This is a genomic window from Bradyrhizobium sp. 956_D2_N1_4 (assembly GCF_052076025.1).
GTDB lineage: Bacteria > Pseudomonadota > Alphaproteobacteria > Rhizobiales > Xanthobacteraceae > Bradyrhizobium > Bradyrhizobium barranii.
The window spans coordinates 1,760,675-1,778,524 of the sequence record NZ_CP197237.1 but is presented as its reverse complement, the minus strand read 5'-3'; the positions used below and the strand labels follow the sequence as shown (position 1 = coordinate 1,778,524).

Genomic DNA, 17,850 nt, shown 5'->3' with positions numbered 1-17,850 from the left:
CACGCGTGAGGTGTGAATGCGATGAGCGAGACGATCAATGTAGCCGAGGCTTACGAGCGAGGACGTACGCAGTTCATGGGAATCGAACTGCAGGTTGCTCCCGGCGCGCTGGTGCCCAGGCCGGAGACGGAGTTGCTTGGCAGGACCGCGGTTGAAGCACTGCGCCGAGCACACCTCCCCTCGCCGCGGATCGTCGACATGTGCTGCGGCGCCGGCAATCTTGCATGCGCGATCGCGCTCAATATTCCCGACGCTCGCGTCTGGGCGAGCGATCTGACTGACGGATGTGTCGAGCTCGCGCGACGCAATGCCGCGAGCCAGGGCGCCGAGACCCGCATCACCGTGCTCCAGGGCGATCTGTTCGAAGCTCTCGCAGGCCTGCAACTCGAGCAAACCATCGATATGATCGTCTGCAACCCACCCTATATCTCGGAATCCCGGCTCAAAGGCGATCGCGCCTCTCTACTCATGAACGAGCCGCGCGAGGCATTCGCCGCCGGGCCCTACGGACTGAGCATCCATATGCGCGTTACAAAAGACGCACCTCGCTACTTGCGGCCGGGAGGACTGCTGTTGTTCGAGGTGGGCCGCGACCAGGATCGACAGGTGGCAACCCTGCTCGAACGCAACGACGCTTACGAGAATGTCAGCGTGGTCTTGGACGACGCGGGCGCCGGTCGCGTCGTCATGGCGTACGCGAAGGGATAGCCGGGTTCGAGCACTTCCTCCACAATGATCGTTGGCATTGCAGCGTAGCACCCTGAACCCAGCGGCCCTTGCACGGGCCGGTCAGCCAATCAGCTCTCCCGCATCCCGCGCCGGATCGCGTCCGTGATCGGCTGGGTCAGATAAGCAAGAATTGTGCGTTCTCCGGTTGCGATCAGGACGTCGGCCATCATGCCCGGCTTGAGCTTCTCGCGGACTTTGTCGGGGAATTGCGTCACCTGGACCGAGACTTTCACCTCGTAATAGGGCTGATGGGTGACATCGTCGCGCGTGGCGTCGGCCGAAATCGAAAGAACCTCGCCGACAGCGATCGGGGTGGAGCGCGCCTTGAACGAGGGAAGCCGCACCTCGGTCGGAAGGCCGAGCTGGACGTGGTTGATATCAAGTGCCGACACCCTTGCGGCCACCACGAGAACGTCGTTGTCCGGAACGATCTCCATCAGCACGTCGCCCGCCTTGATCACGGCACCGATCGTGTGAAGCTTGAGGTTCACGATCCGCCCCGATCGCGGTGCACGTACTTCCATCCGCGCCAGAACATCGACCGCGACGCGCAGCTTCTCACGCGCATCAGCAAGCTGGGCGCGCGTGTCGGTGAGCTTCCCGGTCGCTTCCTCCAGCACCTTCTGCCCGACCTGATCGATCTGGAGCCGCGACTCGTCGATGATGCGGCCATAGCGAGCGATATCCGCTTCATATGCGCCGATCTTGCCCTCGAGATCGGCTCTGGAGCGCTCCAGCGTGGCGACGCGCGCGAACGGTACGATGCCCTGATCAACGAGCGGCTTGAGCTTGGTGTATTCCTGACTGACACTGTCGAACTGCGCGCGCGCGCCCTTGTTCTGCGCGGTATTCCCCTGGATCTGCCGCTGTGCCTGCGCGATACGTTCCTCGAGGATCGAGATCTCGATCTTTCGTGCAGCGCGACGTTCATCGAAGCGCCGCTTCTGATCACCCATTGCGCGTATCGCGTTCGGATCGGACGTCTTCTGGAGCAGCTCGGTCGGAAACGTGATGCTGTCCTTGCCTTCGGATTCCGCCTGCAGGCGCGCCTCCTCGGCAACCGCCGAGTACACCGCCGAGCGTGCGATCTCTTCCTTGGCCCGCTCCTGGGTCGGATCGAGCCGCAACAGGACCTGACCTTCCGCGACATGAGAATCGCCTGTGACCAACAGGTTCTGGACGATGCCACCCTCGAGATGCTGCACCACCTTACGGTCGCTCTCGACAACGACGGAGCCGGGGGCCACCACGGCACCGTCGATCGATGCGAGGGCGGTCCAGCCGCCAAATACGCCGAAGGTCAGGAAGACGACCAGGAAGCCTCGCCGCGCGGGTGTCTGCCAATCGCCCGATGGATCCTCATCGTTGCCCATTGCCCCCCGGGGCCACAAGGTCGGCAGTTTCGCCTTGGCAAGATCGACCAGCTTGGCAAGATCTACCAGCTTGGCAAGATCGACCAGCGACCTTGTCATGGTCTCCGTCTTCGCAAGGAGTTTGCTCGGAGGTAGCGGCTCCTGCGCCACTTTATCTGCTTTGTTGAACTGCTTCAAAAGCTCCGCCAGTTCGTCGTGAAGAGCGTCCGGTCCCCGCCGCAATAGATTATCCATTATTGCCTCGTCGCGTGCGCCTGACGCACTTGATTTGAAAGCTGTGCCGGACGGTGAGCGCCATCGGTTCGATGGTTGCCGTCAGCATGGTGATGACGATCGGCGCGATGATGTTCGGCGGGCTCGCGCACGTCGCGCCGCATCGGCGCAACCGTCTTGCCGAGCAGTGCAGGCAGCATTTCCTCGCGCGTGCCGATTTGCCCAAGCCGTCCCTCGTGCATGAACACGATCTTGTCGACCGCAGCGAGCAGGTTCGGGCGGTGATTGATGATCACGATGGTCACCTTGCTCTGCCTCAGCCGCTGGATCGCATCGGCGAGCGCGCGATCGCCGTCGCCATCGAGATTTGCGTTCGGCTCGTCGAGCACCACCAGCACCGGCTTGCCGAACAGTGCGCGCGCGAGCCCGATGCGCTGCCGCTGACCGCCCGAAAGACCTGCGCCATTATCCCCGATGACGGTGTCATAGCCCTTGGGAAGACGCTGGATCATCATGTGCGCCGACGCCAGCTGCGCTGCCTCGACGACCGCCTCGTCGGAGGCGTCGTCGCGGAAACGTGCAATGTTGTCACGCACGGTACCGGCGAACAGTTCGACGTCCTGCGGAAGGTAGCCGAGGTTCTGTCCAAGGAAATTGGGATCGAAATGCCTGACGTCGTTGCCGTCGATGCGCACGCAGCCGTGCACCAGCGGCCAGGCGCCGACCAGGGCCCGCGCCAACGACGATTTTCCGGAGCCGGACTGGCCGACCACGGCGACGACTTCGCCAGGGGCCAGCCGGAACGAGACGTCGGCGATGGCCGGCAGTTGCGATCCGGGGACGAGCACCGTCGCCGCCTCGACGGAGATTTCGCCGACCAGGGCCGGCAGCCGTGTCGGCTGTCGCTCAGTCGCGCGGTTCGCAAGCGCGCGATCCAGCCGGGCATATGATGTGCGCGCGGCAACCAGCGCCTTCCATTGCGACACCGCAGCCTCGACGGGCGCGAGCGCGCGTCCCATGATCAGCGAAGCCGCGAACAGAACGCCCCCGGAAATCTCCTGCTGGATCGCGAGATACGCGCCCACTCCCATGATGGCGACCTGAATCGCCATGCGCAGGAATTTGGAGATGGCGAGCAAGGTCCCGCCCCGCTCTCCGGCCGTAGCGCTTTCCAGCAACGCCTGACCATGAGTTACCGCCCAGGCGGCGCGGACCGCGGGTCCCATTCCAAGCGCGCGGATCGCTTCTGCGTTGCGCAGCGAGGACGTCAACCGGTCCAGTGCGTGAAGGTTCTTCGATGCGGCCGCATTCAGCGGCGCCTTCGTAACCCGCTCGTTAAGGAAGGCGAGCGTCAGGATGATGATCGCGCCGATCAGGGCGACCAGGCCGATCAGCGGATGGAGCAGGAAACACATCGCGAGGAAGATCGGCGTCCACGGCACATCCATCAGCGACGTGATGACGCCCCCCGACAGCACCTCGCGCAAGGTGTCGACATCGCGCAGCAGCTGAACATGATGCGAGCTGCTCGTGCTCAGCGCCTGCCCGAGCGCGGTTTCGAACGTCTCGCCCGAGACGAACCGGTCGAAGCGCAATCCGGTCTGCACGAGAACCCGGCTGCGAAAATGCTCGAGCGTCGCGTAGCTGATGAAGAGCACGAGCGCGATGAGCGAGAGCAGTAGCAGCGTCATCCCGTTTCGGCTCGTGAGCACCCGATCGTAGATCTGCATGGTGTAGATCGGCGACACGAACACCAGCAGATTGATGAAGATGGATAGTCCACCCGCCGCGAGCAGGCCGGGACGTATCCGACGGAAGACATCCGCGAGCGCAGACTGTTTTGCCGAAGCGTGCATGTGCATATCCGGGCCGCCCTTGGCCGGGCGGCGGTAAACGGTTGAAAAATTGCATGCGATCGAGCGTCAAGACGCCCGCATTTCAACATTCCGCCGTGCGCGGAATGGTACCCCGCCTCTCGACCGCCCCGATGGTCGCGAGGAACTCCCCAGAGTGGACATGCGCGCAGCGCACCGCGCGCATGTCCTTGTCGATGTAGACGACCTACGAGCTTACGAGTGCCACCCGTGATGATCGTTGTTGTGGTGAGACATCCAATCAGCCAGATGCGCTACGAACGAGCCTGTGTCCGGCGTATCCGTCTGCCCAGAATCGGCATCCGCAGTCGTGTTCGACGTCGCAGTGTGACCCCGCCACCAGGAATGATCTCCGGATGCGGACGACGTGCTGGCATTATTGAGCCACTGCGAGAAATCGAGCCCACCACCGTTGTGGTTGTGCCCGCCACCGCCGTTGCCGGCCTGCCAGGACGAACCGCCCGACCAGCCGCCGCCGTGGTGATGACCACCCCAGCCGCCAGTATCCGTCGAACCGCCGGTTGACGGATCCGTCGTTCCGTCCGAGCCCGACACGGGAGGGGTGCCTCCGGTGCTACCGCCAGCATCGGCAACCGGCGGCGTGGAGCCGTCCGTGCCGGTGCTACCGCCACCGTCCGCAACCGGCGGCGTGTTGCCGCCCGTGCCGGTGCTACCGCCAGCGTTGTCAACCGGCGGCGTGCTGCCGTCCGTGCCGGTGCTACCGCCAGCGTCCACCGGCGGCGGCGTGTCGGTCACCGGATCGGTAACGGGATCGGTAACAGGCGGAGCGGTCGCGCCCCCCGTGCCATGGCTCGTATTGTGCGCAAGGAACACCTGCTGCAGTGCCGGCAAATTCTCGAGCGCAGTGTCGCCATTCTGCGATCCCCACGCGTAAGCATAGTCAAAGGCCGGATTGGGAACGAGGTCCGCCCAATGATCGATCATTGCCTGCGCTTGCGCGGCAGTCGGCACAGCGACCTGGCTGCCGGTTTCGGTGGACCAGCCGCCGCCCCCGAACGCCTGATACACCGGAACGATGGAGTCGAGCGGGATTCCGGCTTGCTCAGCGGCAGAGACGTACTTGTCGATCGTGCTGAGGTCGACGTTCGGACGGTCCGTCCACACCGGATACCAATCGAGACCGAAGTAGTCGATGTGGGTGTTCGCCTGGTTGTAGCTGTTCATGTAGTTCGGATCGTCCGATGATCCCGTGTTCATCAGGACGGTGAACGTCTTGGCCCCGGGATCGTGCTGATGAATCCAGTCGGATTCAGCTTTCAGATCCGCGGGGTTGGCTTGCGGTCCCCACTGACCGGTCAGATCGGGCTCATCCACAAGGTAGAAGCCGAACACTTTCGGATTGTTGAGGAACGGCGTCACCTGGTCGATAAATTCCTGAGTCACGCCGTGGTACTGATCGAGCCAGACCAGACCCTGCACGCCGCTGGGCAGTGCATTCACCTGGTCGACATACTGGACATCTGCGAGATTAAAGCCAGCTTCAGCTGGTGCGAAATTACCTTGCGAGTCCAGACCCCCGCCCGCAGCGTAGTGTAATGTTGCCAATGATATTCCCCTGTCAGTGTTGAAAGCCCCCAGTGACCTGTAGGTCCGAGCGCCCGACAACCGATCGTGCGTCCCACCGAGGTGAACGTATGTTTACGTTTGAGGCAGGAATCTCCGTTCCATTGGGCGTAACCAAGGGATTATTGTGCTGAAAGTTTGCACAACAACGCGCCAACGCTGATCGCCGGATCTGCGGGAAAACTTGTTTTGAAAGACGATTCAACGATATGCGGCCAATCGAGGCCGAGAAGATCAATGCTGAATCTGGCACAACGCCGACGAAATTGTTCAATGCCGGTAGCGGGCAGCAAACCGGATTGATGTCCGTGGATTACCTCCGATGACGGATGTTCTCATCGAAGCGTTTCCGTTGTTCAGTAAAGGGCGTGGCGCAAATAGAGAGAAAATCCATGCGGATCAGCGCTCCTGTGAGCCGGTATTTTAGCACCAAAGGCGAGCTCGTTTGCGGGGGCAATTGCGAATCGCGGAAGTATTAGGCGCTGGGTTGCCTTGCCGCTCTGCTGGGTTGCCTTGCCGCTCTTTAGCACCGTGGCTGGAGAGCTCTTTTTGATAGCGCACGCGAAGCGAATTTGTCCCACCCGTTCGCTGTGCCGCGCGCTGGCGATTTTTCGAGTAGAATCAGCTCATTTGCTGCCGAGGACGTCATGTCAGGGTCGGCCCAAACGAACGTCAAGTTTCCGCCGGGTTCACGAATTCAGGTAAAGCCGGCAGCCGGTCCTCGCTTATCTGGAAAGACCGGGACCGTGGTTGGGGCCGGATACTATCCGAAGAGCCTCCGCGTCATTCTGGACGGATCGAAGGGACCAATTACTCTTCACGTGGACTACGTGGCCATGATCGACACGTGAAGCGGGCGCAGCGTTCACGGCCCCACTTGCGGCAGAAGGCGCTCTTCAACGACGCGTTTTGAGTTACTCCAGAAGTATAGCCGGCCCCTGATCCAGCATTGGGCCGCTCTTTTGACCCATTTCAGCCAATCTTTGTTAGTTGCTCGTTGCTCGGGGCAGGATCCATCAATCCCGGAGCCTGCGATGTTCAAGCAAGTTATTTCTGCGTGCTGCCTCGTTGTGATCACCTCGCTCAATTCCGATGCACGACCCTATCGCATGCAGCACGCCTCTGAATGCAACGTCACCATGCCATGCGACTTCTCGAACTACGCGCAAATCCCGAACCAGCGAAGAGAGGTGCGAGACTCATTGCAGATACACCGAACCAAACAACTCTCCGTCGTCGCCAATACAAATATTGCGGCGTCTGATAGTCCCGTCAGCACTCGGATCGTTGGCGGCCGCCCCGCGGGCTGCCCCTCCTCATTCTGCGGTTGTGCCGCAGCCCTGCGCCTGTTTGGTCGCATCGTTCCGGAATTGAATCTCGCGGCAAACTGGCTGAGATTTCCGCGTACGTCGCCAGCACCAGGAATGGTCGCGGCAAGACGCGGGCACGTTTTCGTCCTCGAGCAGCACATCGGGGGCGACGTTTGGATGGCGTACGACGGCAACTCAGGTGGACGCGCAACGAGAATACATGCGCGTTCTTTGAGGGGGTACACGGTTGTGAATCCGCGCGCGACGCTGACTTGAATTTAGCCCTTTATCGAATCGGCAACACGGTTGCCAAGCACCGGCATTCTTTCACTGGGACAGCGGCAATCTCTCGTCGCTGAGGCGCCGTTATTCTCTCCGGTCGAAACACGACCTGGTGGCTCCACGCGATCATATTGGTTCGCCAGGGAGCTGGAGGCAAATGTGCTGGCGGCGCCGATCGGCGGCCGTCAGCCCGACACCGTCAGGCGACGACAGATCTCGCGCTCTCCCGCTCTCGCATCGCTCCCTCGATAGCCTTCTCAAGGGCAGCCTGATCGAACGGCTTCGACAGGCGGCGCAGATTGGAACGCGCGTCGATGGGAAGCTCCGCATACCCGGTGCTCAGGAGGATGACCGTACCGGGACGCTCCACGACCACGGCTTCAGCAAGCTGCAGGCCGGTCATGACCGGCATCGCATAGTCGGTGACGACGAGTTCGATGGCCTGCGTGCGGCGGAGTAGATCCAGTGCCTCTTCGCCCGAGCGTGCCTCGACCACCGCATGCCCGAGATCCTCCAGCATTGCCGCCGTATTCTCCAGCACGAGAGGATCGTCGTCGACCAGAAGCACAGAAAGCCGGCGGTCGGCGCGAAGCATGGGTGCCGGGGACTCCGCGCGCGGCGCTGGCAACGCGGCCTTCTCCTCTGCTACCGGCAGCCAGATCTCGGCCGTCGTGCCCACCCCAAGGCGGCTCTTCAGGACGAGCCTGCCGCCGGACTGCTCGGCGAGACCGTGAACCATCGATAGTCCGAGCCCGGTGCCTTTGCCGATACCCTTCGTCGTAAAGAACGGCTCCTGAGCGTGCTTCAGCGTTTCCTCGTCCATGCCGCAGCCCGTGTCGCTCACCGAGAGCGCCACGTAGCGGGGAGCGCCAGCTTCGTGTTGCTCGTCTCTGGCGGAGATGGTTATCAGGCCACCGGCCGGCATCGCATCACGCGCGTTTACGGCGAGATTGAGGACGGCCAGTTCGAGCTGGTTGGCGTCAATCTTTACGTTTGGCAGGTCCAGCGGAAAGAGTGTGTCGATACGGACGCCTGCCTCGAATTTCAGCAGTGACGCCATGCCCCGCACCAGTGCGGCGATATCGACGACAGCCGGCTTGAGATCCTGTTTGCGAGCGAAGGCGAGCAAGCGCTGGGTTAGCAGTGCGCCCCGCTGCGCGCCTTGCATCGCGTTGTCCACGAGACGCTGTATCTTCGGATCGTCTGTTTGCAGGCGTTTTTTCAGAAGCTCGAGGCTACCCAGAACGGCGGCGAGCAGGTTGTTAAAATCGTGGGCGACGCCGCCGGTAAGTTGACCGATGGTCTCCATTTTCTGCGACAGCGTCAGCGCTTCGCGTGCCCGATCCAGCGCTTCCTGTGCCCGCCTCCTCTCGCTGATGTCGCGCACGATCTTGGCAAACCCAGTGATCAAGCCGCTTTCGTTCCGTACCGCGACCAGGGTTGCCTCTGCCCAGAAGCGGCTGCCATCCCGGCGCACGCGCCAGGCTTCCACTGCTGACTTGCCGTACCGCTCCGCCTCCAGGAGAGCACATGCTGGCGCCCCGGAAGCGCGGTCTTCGTCGGTATGAAGGATCGCGTAGCTGGTCCCTACGATGTCGTCGCCGTAACCCATCAGCCGGCGCGCCCCGAGATTCCAGTTTCCGACGGACCCATTCGGCTCGATCATGAACATGGCGTGATCGGCGATGCCCTCCACCAGGAGCCGAAAGCGTTCTTCACTTCGCCTCAGCGCGCTGGCCTCGCGTTCGGCGCGCTCCGCCGAGGCCCGATCATAGACGGCAGCGGCAATCCCAATGCTCAGGATCAGGATGGTGGCGCCGGCGAGCAGAAATGCCAGCGGCGCCCGACCCACGAAATGTCCTGCGTGTCCCGCCATGGTGTTCGCAGGCTCGAACGAGGCACCTTCCATAGCCGCGTAATGCATGCCGGAGATCGCGAGACCCATGACAAGTCCTGCGAACAGTCGCTGCGTCGCATTCGTCTTGCGAAAGGCAAGCCAGAGCGCCACGACCGAAGCGCACATCGCGATCACGACCGAGAGCACGACCCACCGAGGATCGTACGCGACGGATGCCGCCATTCTCATCGCGCCCATGCCCGTATAGTGCATGCCGGATATGCCAAGCCCCATCGCCAGGCCGGACACCAGGAGCGCCTGCGGGCGTCTTCCGACCACGGCAAAGGCCGCGGCCGCGACAACAATGGGGACGACAAGCGATAGAAAGGTGAGGAATGGATCGTAGGAGATCTCGACCCCCGGCAGCCTGAAAGCCAGCATGCCGACGAAATGCATGGACCAAATGCCGCCCCCCATGGCGGTGGCCGCGGCTGCAAGCCAAGCCGGACGAGCCCGCCCGGACGCGGCACGCATCCGGGTCGCGAGGTCGAGCGCTGTGTAGGAGGCGAGCGCGGCGATCAGGATCGACAGCGCCACAAGTACGGGATCGTGAGAGGCCGTATGGTGATTCATTTCCACCAGATGGTAATGGAAATCCGGGGCAAATTCACCCTAGGTTGAATAGCGGCGCCGGGATCGAGGCCCGGCCGGCCGCGATCCGTGGCACCCTGTCGGCAAATTCAAGCTGGATCCAGCCGTCGGGGGGCTGTTTCCACCCTACCTTCCCTTGGGGATTTTGAACCGGACCAGGCCTGTGCTGGATCAGGCTCCGTGCACGGATCAACCGGAGGGGATCGTGCCGCTCACGCACCGCACTGCAAATTGGGCAAGCCGGCCGCCTATTGCACCGCGAAGCCAATTGCGCCGCAACATTCAAAATGAGACTGCCCGTCAAGCCGCACGATGCGCCCATACGTGCACTGCATCCGACTTCGGTTAGCCTTCGTTCAACAGCCGGGCGCCTTTCGGGAGCCACGGCGCCGCGCCAATTCAGCGAAAAATTTGGCCATAGAGGGAGGAATGAAATGTTGAAATGCAGTGTGGGACTGATCGCGCTAAGCACCCTTTTCCTTTCAGGCGCGGCAATCGCCCAGGAAAAGATCAAGGTCGGCGTCACGGCAACGCTGGAAGGCACCTACACGGTGCTAGGCGAGGACGGCATGCGCGGCCACCAGACGGCGCTCAATGTGCTTGGCAAGAAGGTCGGCGACAAAGAGCTTGAATTCATCGTTGCTTCGACCGACGCGACGCCGGATTCCGCGGTGCGCGCTGTACGCAAGCTGATCGAGCAGGACAAGGTGCAGATCCTGCTGTCGCCGCTCTCCGGTGACGAGGGCATTGCGGTCAAGAACTTCGCCAAGACCCATCCCGAGTTGACCTTCATCAATGCGGCATCCGGCGCGCAAGAAACCACCTATGTCGATCCCGCCCCGAACTTCTTCCGCTACAACATGGACGGCGCGCAGTGGCAGGTCGGCCTCGGCAAATACGCCTATGAGGACAAGAAGTATCGCAAGATCGCGACCGTCGGCGAAGACTATTCCTTCATTTATACGCAGGTGTTCGGCCTTGTGCTCGAATTCTGCGGCGCCGGCGGCCAGGTCACCAACCGGCAATGGGTGCCGCTCGGCACCAAGGATTTTGCTTCCGTCATCGCCGCGCTGCCCGATGATGTCGATGCCATCTATCTCGGCCTCGGTGGTGCGGATGCCGTCAACTTCCTGAACCAGTACCAGCAGGCGGGCGGCAAGGCGCATCTGATGGGTGGCTCCATCATGATCGACCAGACCATCCTGTCCTCGAAAGGCAACGCCAAGAATGCGCTGGTCGGCACCATCGCGGCGAGCGGCCAAGCCGACACTTGGGAGGATCCGGGCTGGCAGAAGTTCGTGAAGGCGTATCAGGACGCGTTTCCGCCCAACAAGCGCTTCCCGAGCCCGTCGCTTCTTGCGACCAACTACTACGGCTCGACTATGGCGCTGATCCTCGCGCTGCGCGAGGTCAATGGCGATCTTTCCAACAACCAGGCCAAATACAAGGAGGCGCTGGCCAAGATCGAGATCGACGCACCGAACGGCAAGATCAAGCTTGACGCCAACCGCCAGGCGATCGGCACCAACTTCGTCACCGAGGTCGTCGATGACGGCAAGGGCGCGCTGTTCAGCAAGGTCGTGAAGGTGATCCCGAACGTGAACCAGACGCTCGGTTACGATCCGGCGGTGTTCGCCAAGATCGGACTGCCGAGCCGCACGGTCCCGGAATGTAAGAAGTACTGACGCATTCACCGGTCCTCGTTTCGCATGCTCTCCGGCAACCGGGAGCGATTTGCAGGCGCGATATCTTGCGCTCTTGCAATCTCGCCCCGGTTGTTGAACGCTGACTGAAAAGACAAGAACATTCAGGAGGGAAGGCATGAGCCGGGCGCTTGCCGTCTTTCACGGCCGGTTCGGTCGGGCGACGGTCTATCAGTTGAACCGCCCCTTCAACGTGCACGCACATCGCGAAGGTCATCTGATCTTCCATGTTGGCGGCCAGTCCGCATGCATCGACGTCTGTAACGGGCACTACGACCTTACGGAAAGCTCCATCGTTGCGGTCAATCCCTGGGAGCCTCACAATTTCCTGCCGTCCGATCTCGACGGTGGCGCGATCTTCTTCGTGCTCTACGTCAATCCGGAGTGGTTCGCGCCCGACGCGCCCGGCGCCGACCGCCTGCGTTTCGGCCGCACCCAGTTCAAGCGCACGGTCGCACTCGACAAGCACATCAGACGAACCGCCGCGCTTGTGTGCGGCGCACCGTCCCTCTCCAGCCTCGATGCCGAGCTGCGGCGACTGATCGACATCTGCTACGACGAAAGCTGGCAGCAGGCCGAGATCGCGCGCGACGCGCGCACGGCCGGCGCCGTCACCGACTTCCGCGTGCGCAAATGCATCAAGCTGATGTCTGAAAGTCCGGGCGCCGAAATGGAGCTCGACACGATCGCGCGCGAATCCGGCTTGTCGCGACCGCATTTCTACCGGCTGTTCCGCACCCAGACCGGCGTCACGCCGCATCTCTACCTCAACACCCTGATCATGGAACAGGCGCTGGAAGCCCTTGTCGCCGGCGAAGCACCGATCGCCGACATCGGCTTCGACCTCGGCTTCTCCTCGCAAAGCGGCTTCACACGCTTCTTCACCGCCAATGTCGGGATGGCGCCGACCGATTACCGCCGCGCCGCCAAGGTTTTGCGGGCCTGACCGCGCGCGAAAAGATACTGACGATCAAACGCTCCCCTTGTGCCCTCGCTAAGATGGTCGGAACGCGATCCCGAAAAGAGGATCGCAAGTCCGGGAGGACGCACGTCCATGGCGAGGTACGCAGCCTACGCAAGGCTGTTCGACCAACGTTCAAAACATGAGGCAGGGCGAGGTCGAAGCGGCCTGATCGCGCCCTCTTCCCGTTTGCGGGGGCGCGAGGCGGGGATGAGGCAGTTGACATGACGCGCTTCGTCGAACGTCATCCGGCCTGGGCCCTGATCGTGATCGTCGCGATCGCGCTCGCACTGTGGCTGACCTTGGCGGTGTGGCCGCCCGGACTTGAAGAGGCGATCGGCCGCAAGCGGGTCTTCCTGAACGCCGTGTTCAACGGCATCACGCTCGGCGGCCTCTACTTCCTTGTCGCCAGCGGTTTCACCCTGATCTTCGGCCTGATGCGCAACGTCAACCTCGCGCACGGCTCGCTGTATTTGTTCGGCGGCTATGTCGGCTACGCCATCAGCGCCTCGACCGGCTCCTGGCTCCTCAGCTTCATCGTCGCCTTCATCCTGACGGCGCTGGTCGGCGTCCTGCTTCAGCTCATCGTCTTCCGCCGCATGGAGGGCCAGGACTTGCGGCAGACCATGGTGACGATCGGTCTCTCGATCGTTTTCGCCGATCTCATGCTGTGGGCTTGCGGCGGCGACTTCTATCAGATCCAGACACCGAACTGGCTGATCGGCCCGATCGAGCTGCCGCTGGTAACTGCGGTGAAATCCTCGGGCGAACCGGTCTATCTCCGCTATCCCCTGGTCCGGCTGGTGATCTTCGCCGCGTCCGTCGTGATCGGCCTGGCGATGTGGCTGGCGCTCAACCGCACACGCATCGGCATGATCATCCGCGCCGGTGTCGACGATCGCGACATCCTGGCCGCGACCGGAGTGCGGATCCAGCTCGTCTTCGTGCTGGTCTTTGCGCTCGGCGCCGGGCTTGCCGGCATCGCCGGCGTCGTCGGGGGCACCTTCCAGTCACTCTCGCCCGGCGAAGACATCCGCTTCCTGCTTGCCTCGCTCGTCGTCGTCATCGTCGGCGGCATGGGCTCGATCCCCGGTGCCGCGCTCGGCGCGCTGATCATCGGCCTCGCCGAACAGCTCGGTTCGGTCTACATCCCGACCTACGCCATCGTCGTGACCTTCCTGATCATGGTGCTGGTCCTGGCAGTCCGGCCGCAAGGCCTGTTGGCGAGGCGCTGAGATGTCGCTCGCCCACGACGCCCGCGTCACCGTTCGTCCTGCCGCAGCGGCGCAGCGCCCCACCTTGCGCGGATGGCCGGAGATCAACAATCCTGCAGCCTGGATCGTCGCGGCCATTCTCCTGATCATGCCGCTGATCGCCAACGGCTTCTTCCTGATCGAGATCTTTGCGACCACGCTGATCCTCGGCATCATGGCGCTGAGCCTGATGTTCCTCGCCGGCTACGGCGGCATGGTCAGCCTGATGCAGCTCACCATCGCGGGCTTCTCCGCCTATATGGTCGCGGTGTTCGGCGTCAGCGGCAACGCCAATATCAGCCTGGGTTGGCCGTGGTGGCTCGCGGTCCCGATGGCGCTCGCACTCGCGACCCTGTTCGGCACGCTTGGCGGCGCGCTGGCGGTGCGCACCGAGGGCATCTACACCATCATGATCACGCTCGCGATCGGCGCGGCGTTCTATTACTTCACCAATCAGAACTGGGCGATCTTCAACGGCCATACCGGCATCAACACCGTCGCCACGCCGCATTTCTGGGGCGTCAACTGGCGCGCCGACATTCCCTTCTACTATATCGTGCTCGCGGTTGCCGCGCTGTGCTACTTCGCCGTTGAATACATCTCCCGCGCGCCATTCGGCCTGGCGCTGCAAGGTGTACGCGACAATCCCCGCCGCATGGCGGCGCTCGGCTTCAACGTCAATGCGCACCGCGTCGCCGCCTACGCCTTCGCGTCCTTTGTCGCGGCACTGGCTGGCGTGCTCCAGGTCTGGAACTACCGGCAGATCTCGCCGGGATCCGTCAGCGTCGGCGCCTGCATCGATATCCTCATCATCGCCGTGGTCGGTGGCATCACGCGTCCCATCGGTCCGTTCATCGGCGCGCTGATCTTCGTGCTGTTACGCACCTTCGCGCTCGACTTCCTGGTCAAGCTCGGGCTCGACGGCAACCGCTTCCGGCTGCTGATCGGCCTCGGTTTCCTCGCCATCGTCTTCTGGTCCTCGGACGGCGTGATCGGGCTCTGGCAGAGCTGGCGACAGCGCCAGCGATCCGGCGCGGCCCGTTCAAGCGAACGTCACGGCCGAGGATCTGGTCAAGGATCCGGTCATGGATAGCGTCGCGCAACGCCTCTCAGCCGTCGGCGCCGGCGCGGCGCTGGAGCTTCGCGGCGTGACGCGCCTGTTCGGCGCGCTGGCCGCGCTCACCGACGTCACCATTACCGTGCGCCCCGGCGAGCGGCGCGCCGTGCTCGGCTCGAACGGTGCCGGAAAAACCACCCTGTTCAACTGCATCACCGGCGATTTCCCGCCCTCCTCCGGCACCATCCGCTTCTTCGGCGAGGACGTCACCCACTTCCCGCCCTACGAGCGCATCCGCCGCGGCCTGCGCCGGACCTACCAGATCTCAGCGCTCTTTCCCGGTCTCACCGTCCAGGACAACGTCTACCTCGCCTGCCGCGGCGTCTCGCGCGGACGCTTCTCGTTCCTGCGCCCCGGACAGAACGACGCGCTGATGAGCGCGGCCGATAATCTCGTGCAGGCCGTCCATCTCACAGGCGTGAAGGACCAGCGCGTCGCGGAGCTTGCGCATGGCCAGCAGCGCCAGCTCGAGATCGCACTGGCGCTCGCCGGCGCGCCGCGCTTCGTGTTGTTCGACGAGCCGGCCGCGGGCCTGTCTCCGACCGAGCGTGCCGAGCTGGTCGAGATCCTAACCTCGCTGCCGGCGCATATCGGCTACATCATCATCGAGCACGACATGGACGTGGCGCTACGCGTCGTCGAGAGCGTCACGATGATGCACAACGGGCGCATCTTCAAGGAAGGCCTGCCGCAGGAGATCGAGTCCGATCCCGAGGTGCAGGAGCTTTACCTCGGAGGCGGCCATGAATGAGGTCCGCCGCTCGGCCGCCGCCGCCCTCGAAGTCCGCGGCCTCGACGTCTACTACGGGCATTCGCATGCGCTGCAGGGCGTGGACCTGACGCTCGAAGCCGGCGTATTCTCGGTGGTCGGTCGCAACGGCATGGGCAAGACCACGCTGTGCAAGGCGATCATGGGGCTGGTGCCGGTCAGCGGCGGCTCGATCCGCGTCCGCGGCGACGACATCACCCGGCGGCCGCCCGCCCACATAGCCCGGCTCGGCGTCGGCTACGTGCCGCAGGGCCGGCGGCTATGGCGCTCGCTCAGCGTCGACGAGCATCTGCAGCTTGCCGCGGGCCTGCGGCGCGGGGCTTGGACGGTCGAGCGCATCTACGAGACCTTTCCGCGATTGGCCGAGCGCAAGGACCATGGCGGCGGCCAGCTCTCCGGCGGCGAGCAGCAGATGCTGGCGATCTCCCGCGCGCTGCTCACCAATCCGCAGCTCCTGATCATGGACGAGCCGACCGAGGGGCTTGCGCCCGTCATCGTCGCCCAGGTCGAGGAGATGCTGGTACGGCTTGGCGAGGACGGCGACATGTCCGTGCTCGTGATCGAGCAGAACATCGGTGTGGCCACGGCCGTCTCGCGCAACGTCGCGATCATGGTCAACGGCCGCATCAACCGCATCATCGATTCCGCGCGCCTTGCCGCGGACCGGGGGTTGCAGCAGCGCCTGCTCGGCGTCGGCCTCCACGCCGAGCTCGAGCCCGCCGTCGACATGCCGGCGGCAGGCACCGGGGCGAAGGCCGCACCGCAGCCGCCCCGTCCAGGCGGCCCGATCCGTGTCTACATCTCCAACCCGACACCGCCCACCCGCTGGTCGCAGCCGGTCCCGATCGCCCGCATCGAGGCCGCCGCCCGCACGCTCTCGACACAGGTGGCGCGTCTCGACGAGACCGCCCGGCGCCGGCGCGAGCCGGTCGCGGCGCAAACGCAGGGACCCCCGGTCGTGCTCGTCGTCGGCACGCTCGACACCAAGGGCACGGAGCTTCGCTTCATCCGCGACATCATCGCCGGGAGCGGCCTGCGCACACGGCTGGTCGATGTCTCCACCAGCGGCCGGCACGCAACCAGCGACGTCTCCGCCCAGGAGATCGCCTTGAACCATGGGCGCGGCGGATCGGCGGTGTTCGGACCCGACCGCGGCGCTGCCGTCACTGCGATGGCCGATGCCTTCGCCAGTTGGCTGCGACGCCAGAGCAATGTGGCCGGCGTGATTTCGGCGGGCGGCTCGGGCGCAGCGTCACTGGTCGCGCCGGGGATGCGGACCCTCCCCGTCGGGGTGCCCAAGCTGATCATCTCCTCCGTCGCCTCCGGCGACGTCGGGCCCTATGTCGGCCCGGCCGACATCACCATGATGCATTCGGTCACTGACGTGCAGGGCCTCAACTCGATCTCGCGTGCCGTGCTCGCCAATGGCGCCCATGCGCTGGCCGGCATGGTCAGGGCGCGGCTCGATCAGCACGCGCGGAAGGATGGCGGCGACGGCGCATTGCCGTCGGTCGGCATCACCATGTTCGGCGTCACCACGCCGGCGGTCCAGAAGATCGCGGCCGACCTGCGCGAGGATTTCGAATGCCTCGTCTTCCACGCCACCGGCGTCGGCGGCCGCTCAATGGAGAAGCTCGTCGATTCCGGACAGATCGCCGGCGTCATCGATCTCACCACCACGGAAATCTGCGATCTCCTGATGGGTGGCGTGTTCCCGGCAACCGACGACCGCTTCGGCGCCATCATCCGCAGCCGCCTGCCTTACGTCGGCTCGGTGGGCGCGCTCGACATGGTGAATTTCGGCGCCCCGGACACCATTGCCGAGCGCTACCGCGGCCGCAAATTCCACGTCCACAACCCCCAGGTCACCCTGATGCGGACCACGGCCGAGGAAAACGAACGCATGGGCCGCTGGATCGCCGATCGGCTCAACCAGATGGACGGCCCGGTGCGCTTCTTCCTGCCCGAGGGCGGCGTCTCCGCGCTCGATACACGAGGACAGCCGTTCTGGGATCCCGATGCCGATGCGGCGCTGTTCCGTGCGCTGGAGCGGAACGTGCGGCAGACCGCCAGCCGTCAGCTCATCCGCGTCCCCAAGAACATCAACGATCCCGAGTTCGCCTCCATCATTGTCAGCGCGTTCCGGACCTTGTTCGGCCGCACCGGGGCGCGCCGGAGACTAGCGAGGTGACCG

12 protein-coding genes are annotated in these 17,850 nt (G+C 63.8%); 8 read left to right on the top strand and 4 right to left on the bottom strand.

What is annotated here, in order from left to right:
• Positions 1–21 precede the first annotated feature (21 nt).
• The gene (locus AB7535_RS07995; protein WP_354074997.1) at positions 22–708 is read left to right on the top strand and encodes a N5-glutamine methyltransferase family protein; all 687 of its coding nucleotides are present in this window, start codon (positions 22–24) and stop codon (positions 706–708) included.
• Between the two features lie 89 nt (positions 709–797).
• Here AB7535_RS07995 and AB7535_RS07990 read toward each other — a convergent pair whose 3' ends face one another.
• The 3 genes from AB7535_RS07990 to AB7535_RS07980 all read right to left on the bottom strand — a co-directional run bounded on the left by AB7535_RS07990 (position 798) and on the right by AB7535_RS07980 (position 5,755).
• Positions 798–2,201 carry an HlyD family type I secretion periplasmic adaptor subunit gene (locus AB7535_RS07990; protein ID WP_231144505.1) on the bottom strand — a complete coding sequence of 468 codons (1,404 nt, stop codon included), beginning with the start codon at positions 2,199–2,201 and terminating at the stop codon, positions 798–800.
• A gap of 134 nt (positions 2,202–2,335) precedes the next feature.
• On the bottom strand, positions 2,336–4,177 hold the full coding sequence (locus AB7535_RS07985; protein WP_063984335.1) for a type I secretion system permease/ATPase: 1,842 nt from the start codon (positions 4,175–4,177) through the stop codon (positions 2,336–2,338).
• A 207-nt stretch (positions 4,178–4,384) separates the two neighbouring features.
• Positions 4,385–5,755, bottom strand: coding sequence for a calcium-binding protein (locus AB7535_RS07980; RefSeq protein ID WP_201266170.1), 1,371 nt, complete (start codon positions 5,753–5,755; stop codon positions 4,385–4,387).
• Positions 5,756–6,807: 1,052 nt separating this feature from the next.
• Here AB7535_RS07980 and AB7535_RS07975 point away from each other — a divergent pair.
• The gene (locus AB7535_RS07975) at positions 6,808–7,359 is read left to right on the top strand and encodes a hypothetical protein (protein WP_063984337.1); all 552 of its coding nucleotides are present in this window, start codon (positions 6,808–6,810) and stop codon (positions 7,357–7,359) included.
• Between the two features lie 205 nt (positions 7,360–7,564).
• Here the strand turns inward: AB7535_RS07975 and AB7535_RS07970 are convergent, their stop codons facing one another.
• Entirely contained in the window at positions 7,565–9,835 is a 2,271-nt protein-coding gene (locus AB7535_RS07970) for an MHYT domain-containing protein (protein WP_354075435.1), read from the bottom strand.
• Positions 9,836–10,287: 452 nt separating this feature from the next.
• Here AB7535_RS07970 and AB7535_RS07965 point away from each other — a divergent pair, with 452 nt between their 5' ends.
• The 6 genes from AB7535_RS07965 (at position 10,288) to AB7535_RS07940 (ending at position 17,847) form a co-directional block, all read left to right on the top strand.
• Complete coding sequence (locus AB7535_RS07965; RefSeq protein ID WP_071915369.1) at positions 10,288–11,538, top strand: ABC transporter substrate-binding protein; 1,251 nt, start codon at positions 10,288–10,290, stop codon at positions 11,536–11,538.
• A 136-nt stretch (positions 11,539–11,674) separates the two neighbouring features.
• Complete coding sequence (locus AB7535_RS07960; RefSeq protein ID WP_071915370.1) at positions 11,675–12,502, top strand: helix-turn-helix domain-containing protein; 828 nt, start codon at positions 11,675–11,677, stop codon at positions 12,500–12,502.
• Positions 12,503–12,741: 239 nt separating this feature from the next.
• On the top strand, positions 12,742–13,752 hold the full coding sequence (locus AB7535_RS07955) for a branched-chain amino acid ABC transporter permease (RefSeq protein WP_071915371.1): 1,011 nt from the start codon (positions 12,742–12,744) through the stop codon (positions 13,750–13,752).
• A gap of 1 nt (position 13,753) precedes the next feature.
• On the top strand, positions 13,754–14,863 hold the full coding sequence (locus AB7535_RS07950; RefSeq protein WP_071915372.1) for a branched-chain amino acid ABC transporter permease: 1,110 nt from the start codon (positions 13,754–13,756) through the stop codon (positions 14,861–14,863).
• On the top strand, positions 14,856–15,638 hold the full coding sequence (locus AB7535_RS07945) for an ABC transporter ATP-binding protein (protein ID WP_028147232.1): 783 nt from the start codon (positions 14,856–14,858) through the stop codon (positions 15,636–15,638). The genes AB7535_RS07950 and AB7535_RS07945 overlap by 8 nt, the downstream gene beginning before the upstream one ends.
• On the top strand, positions 15,631–17,847 hold the full coding sequence (locus AB7535_RS07940) for an ABC transporter permease (protein ID WP_085400988.1): 2,217 nt from the start codon (positions 15,631–15,633) through the stop codon (positions 17,845–17,847). The genes AB7535_RS07945 and AB7535_RS07940 overlap by 8 nt, the downstream gene beginning before the upstream one ends.
• Positions 17,848–17,850 lie beyond the last annotated feature (3 nt).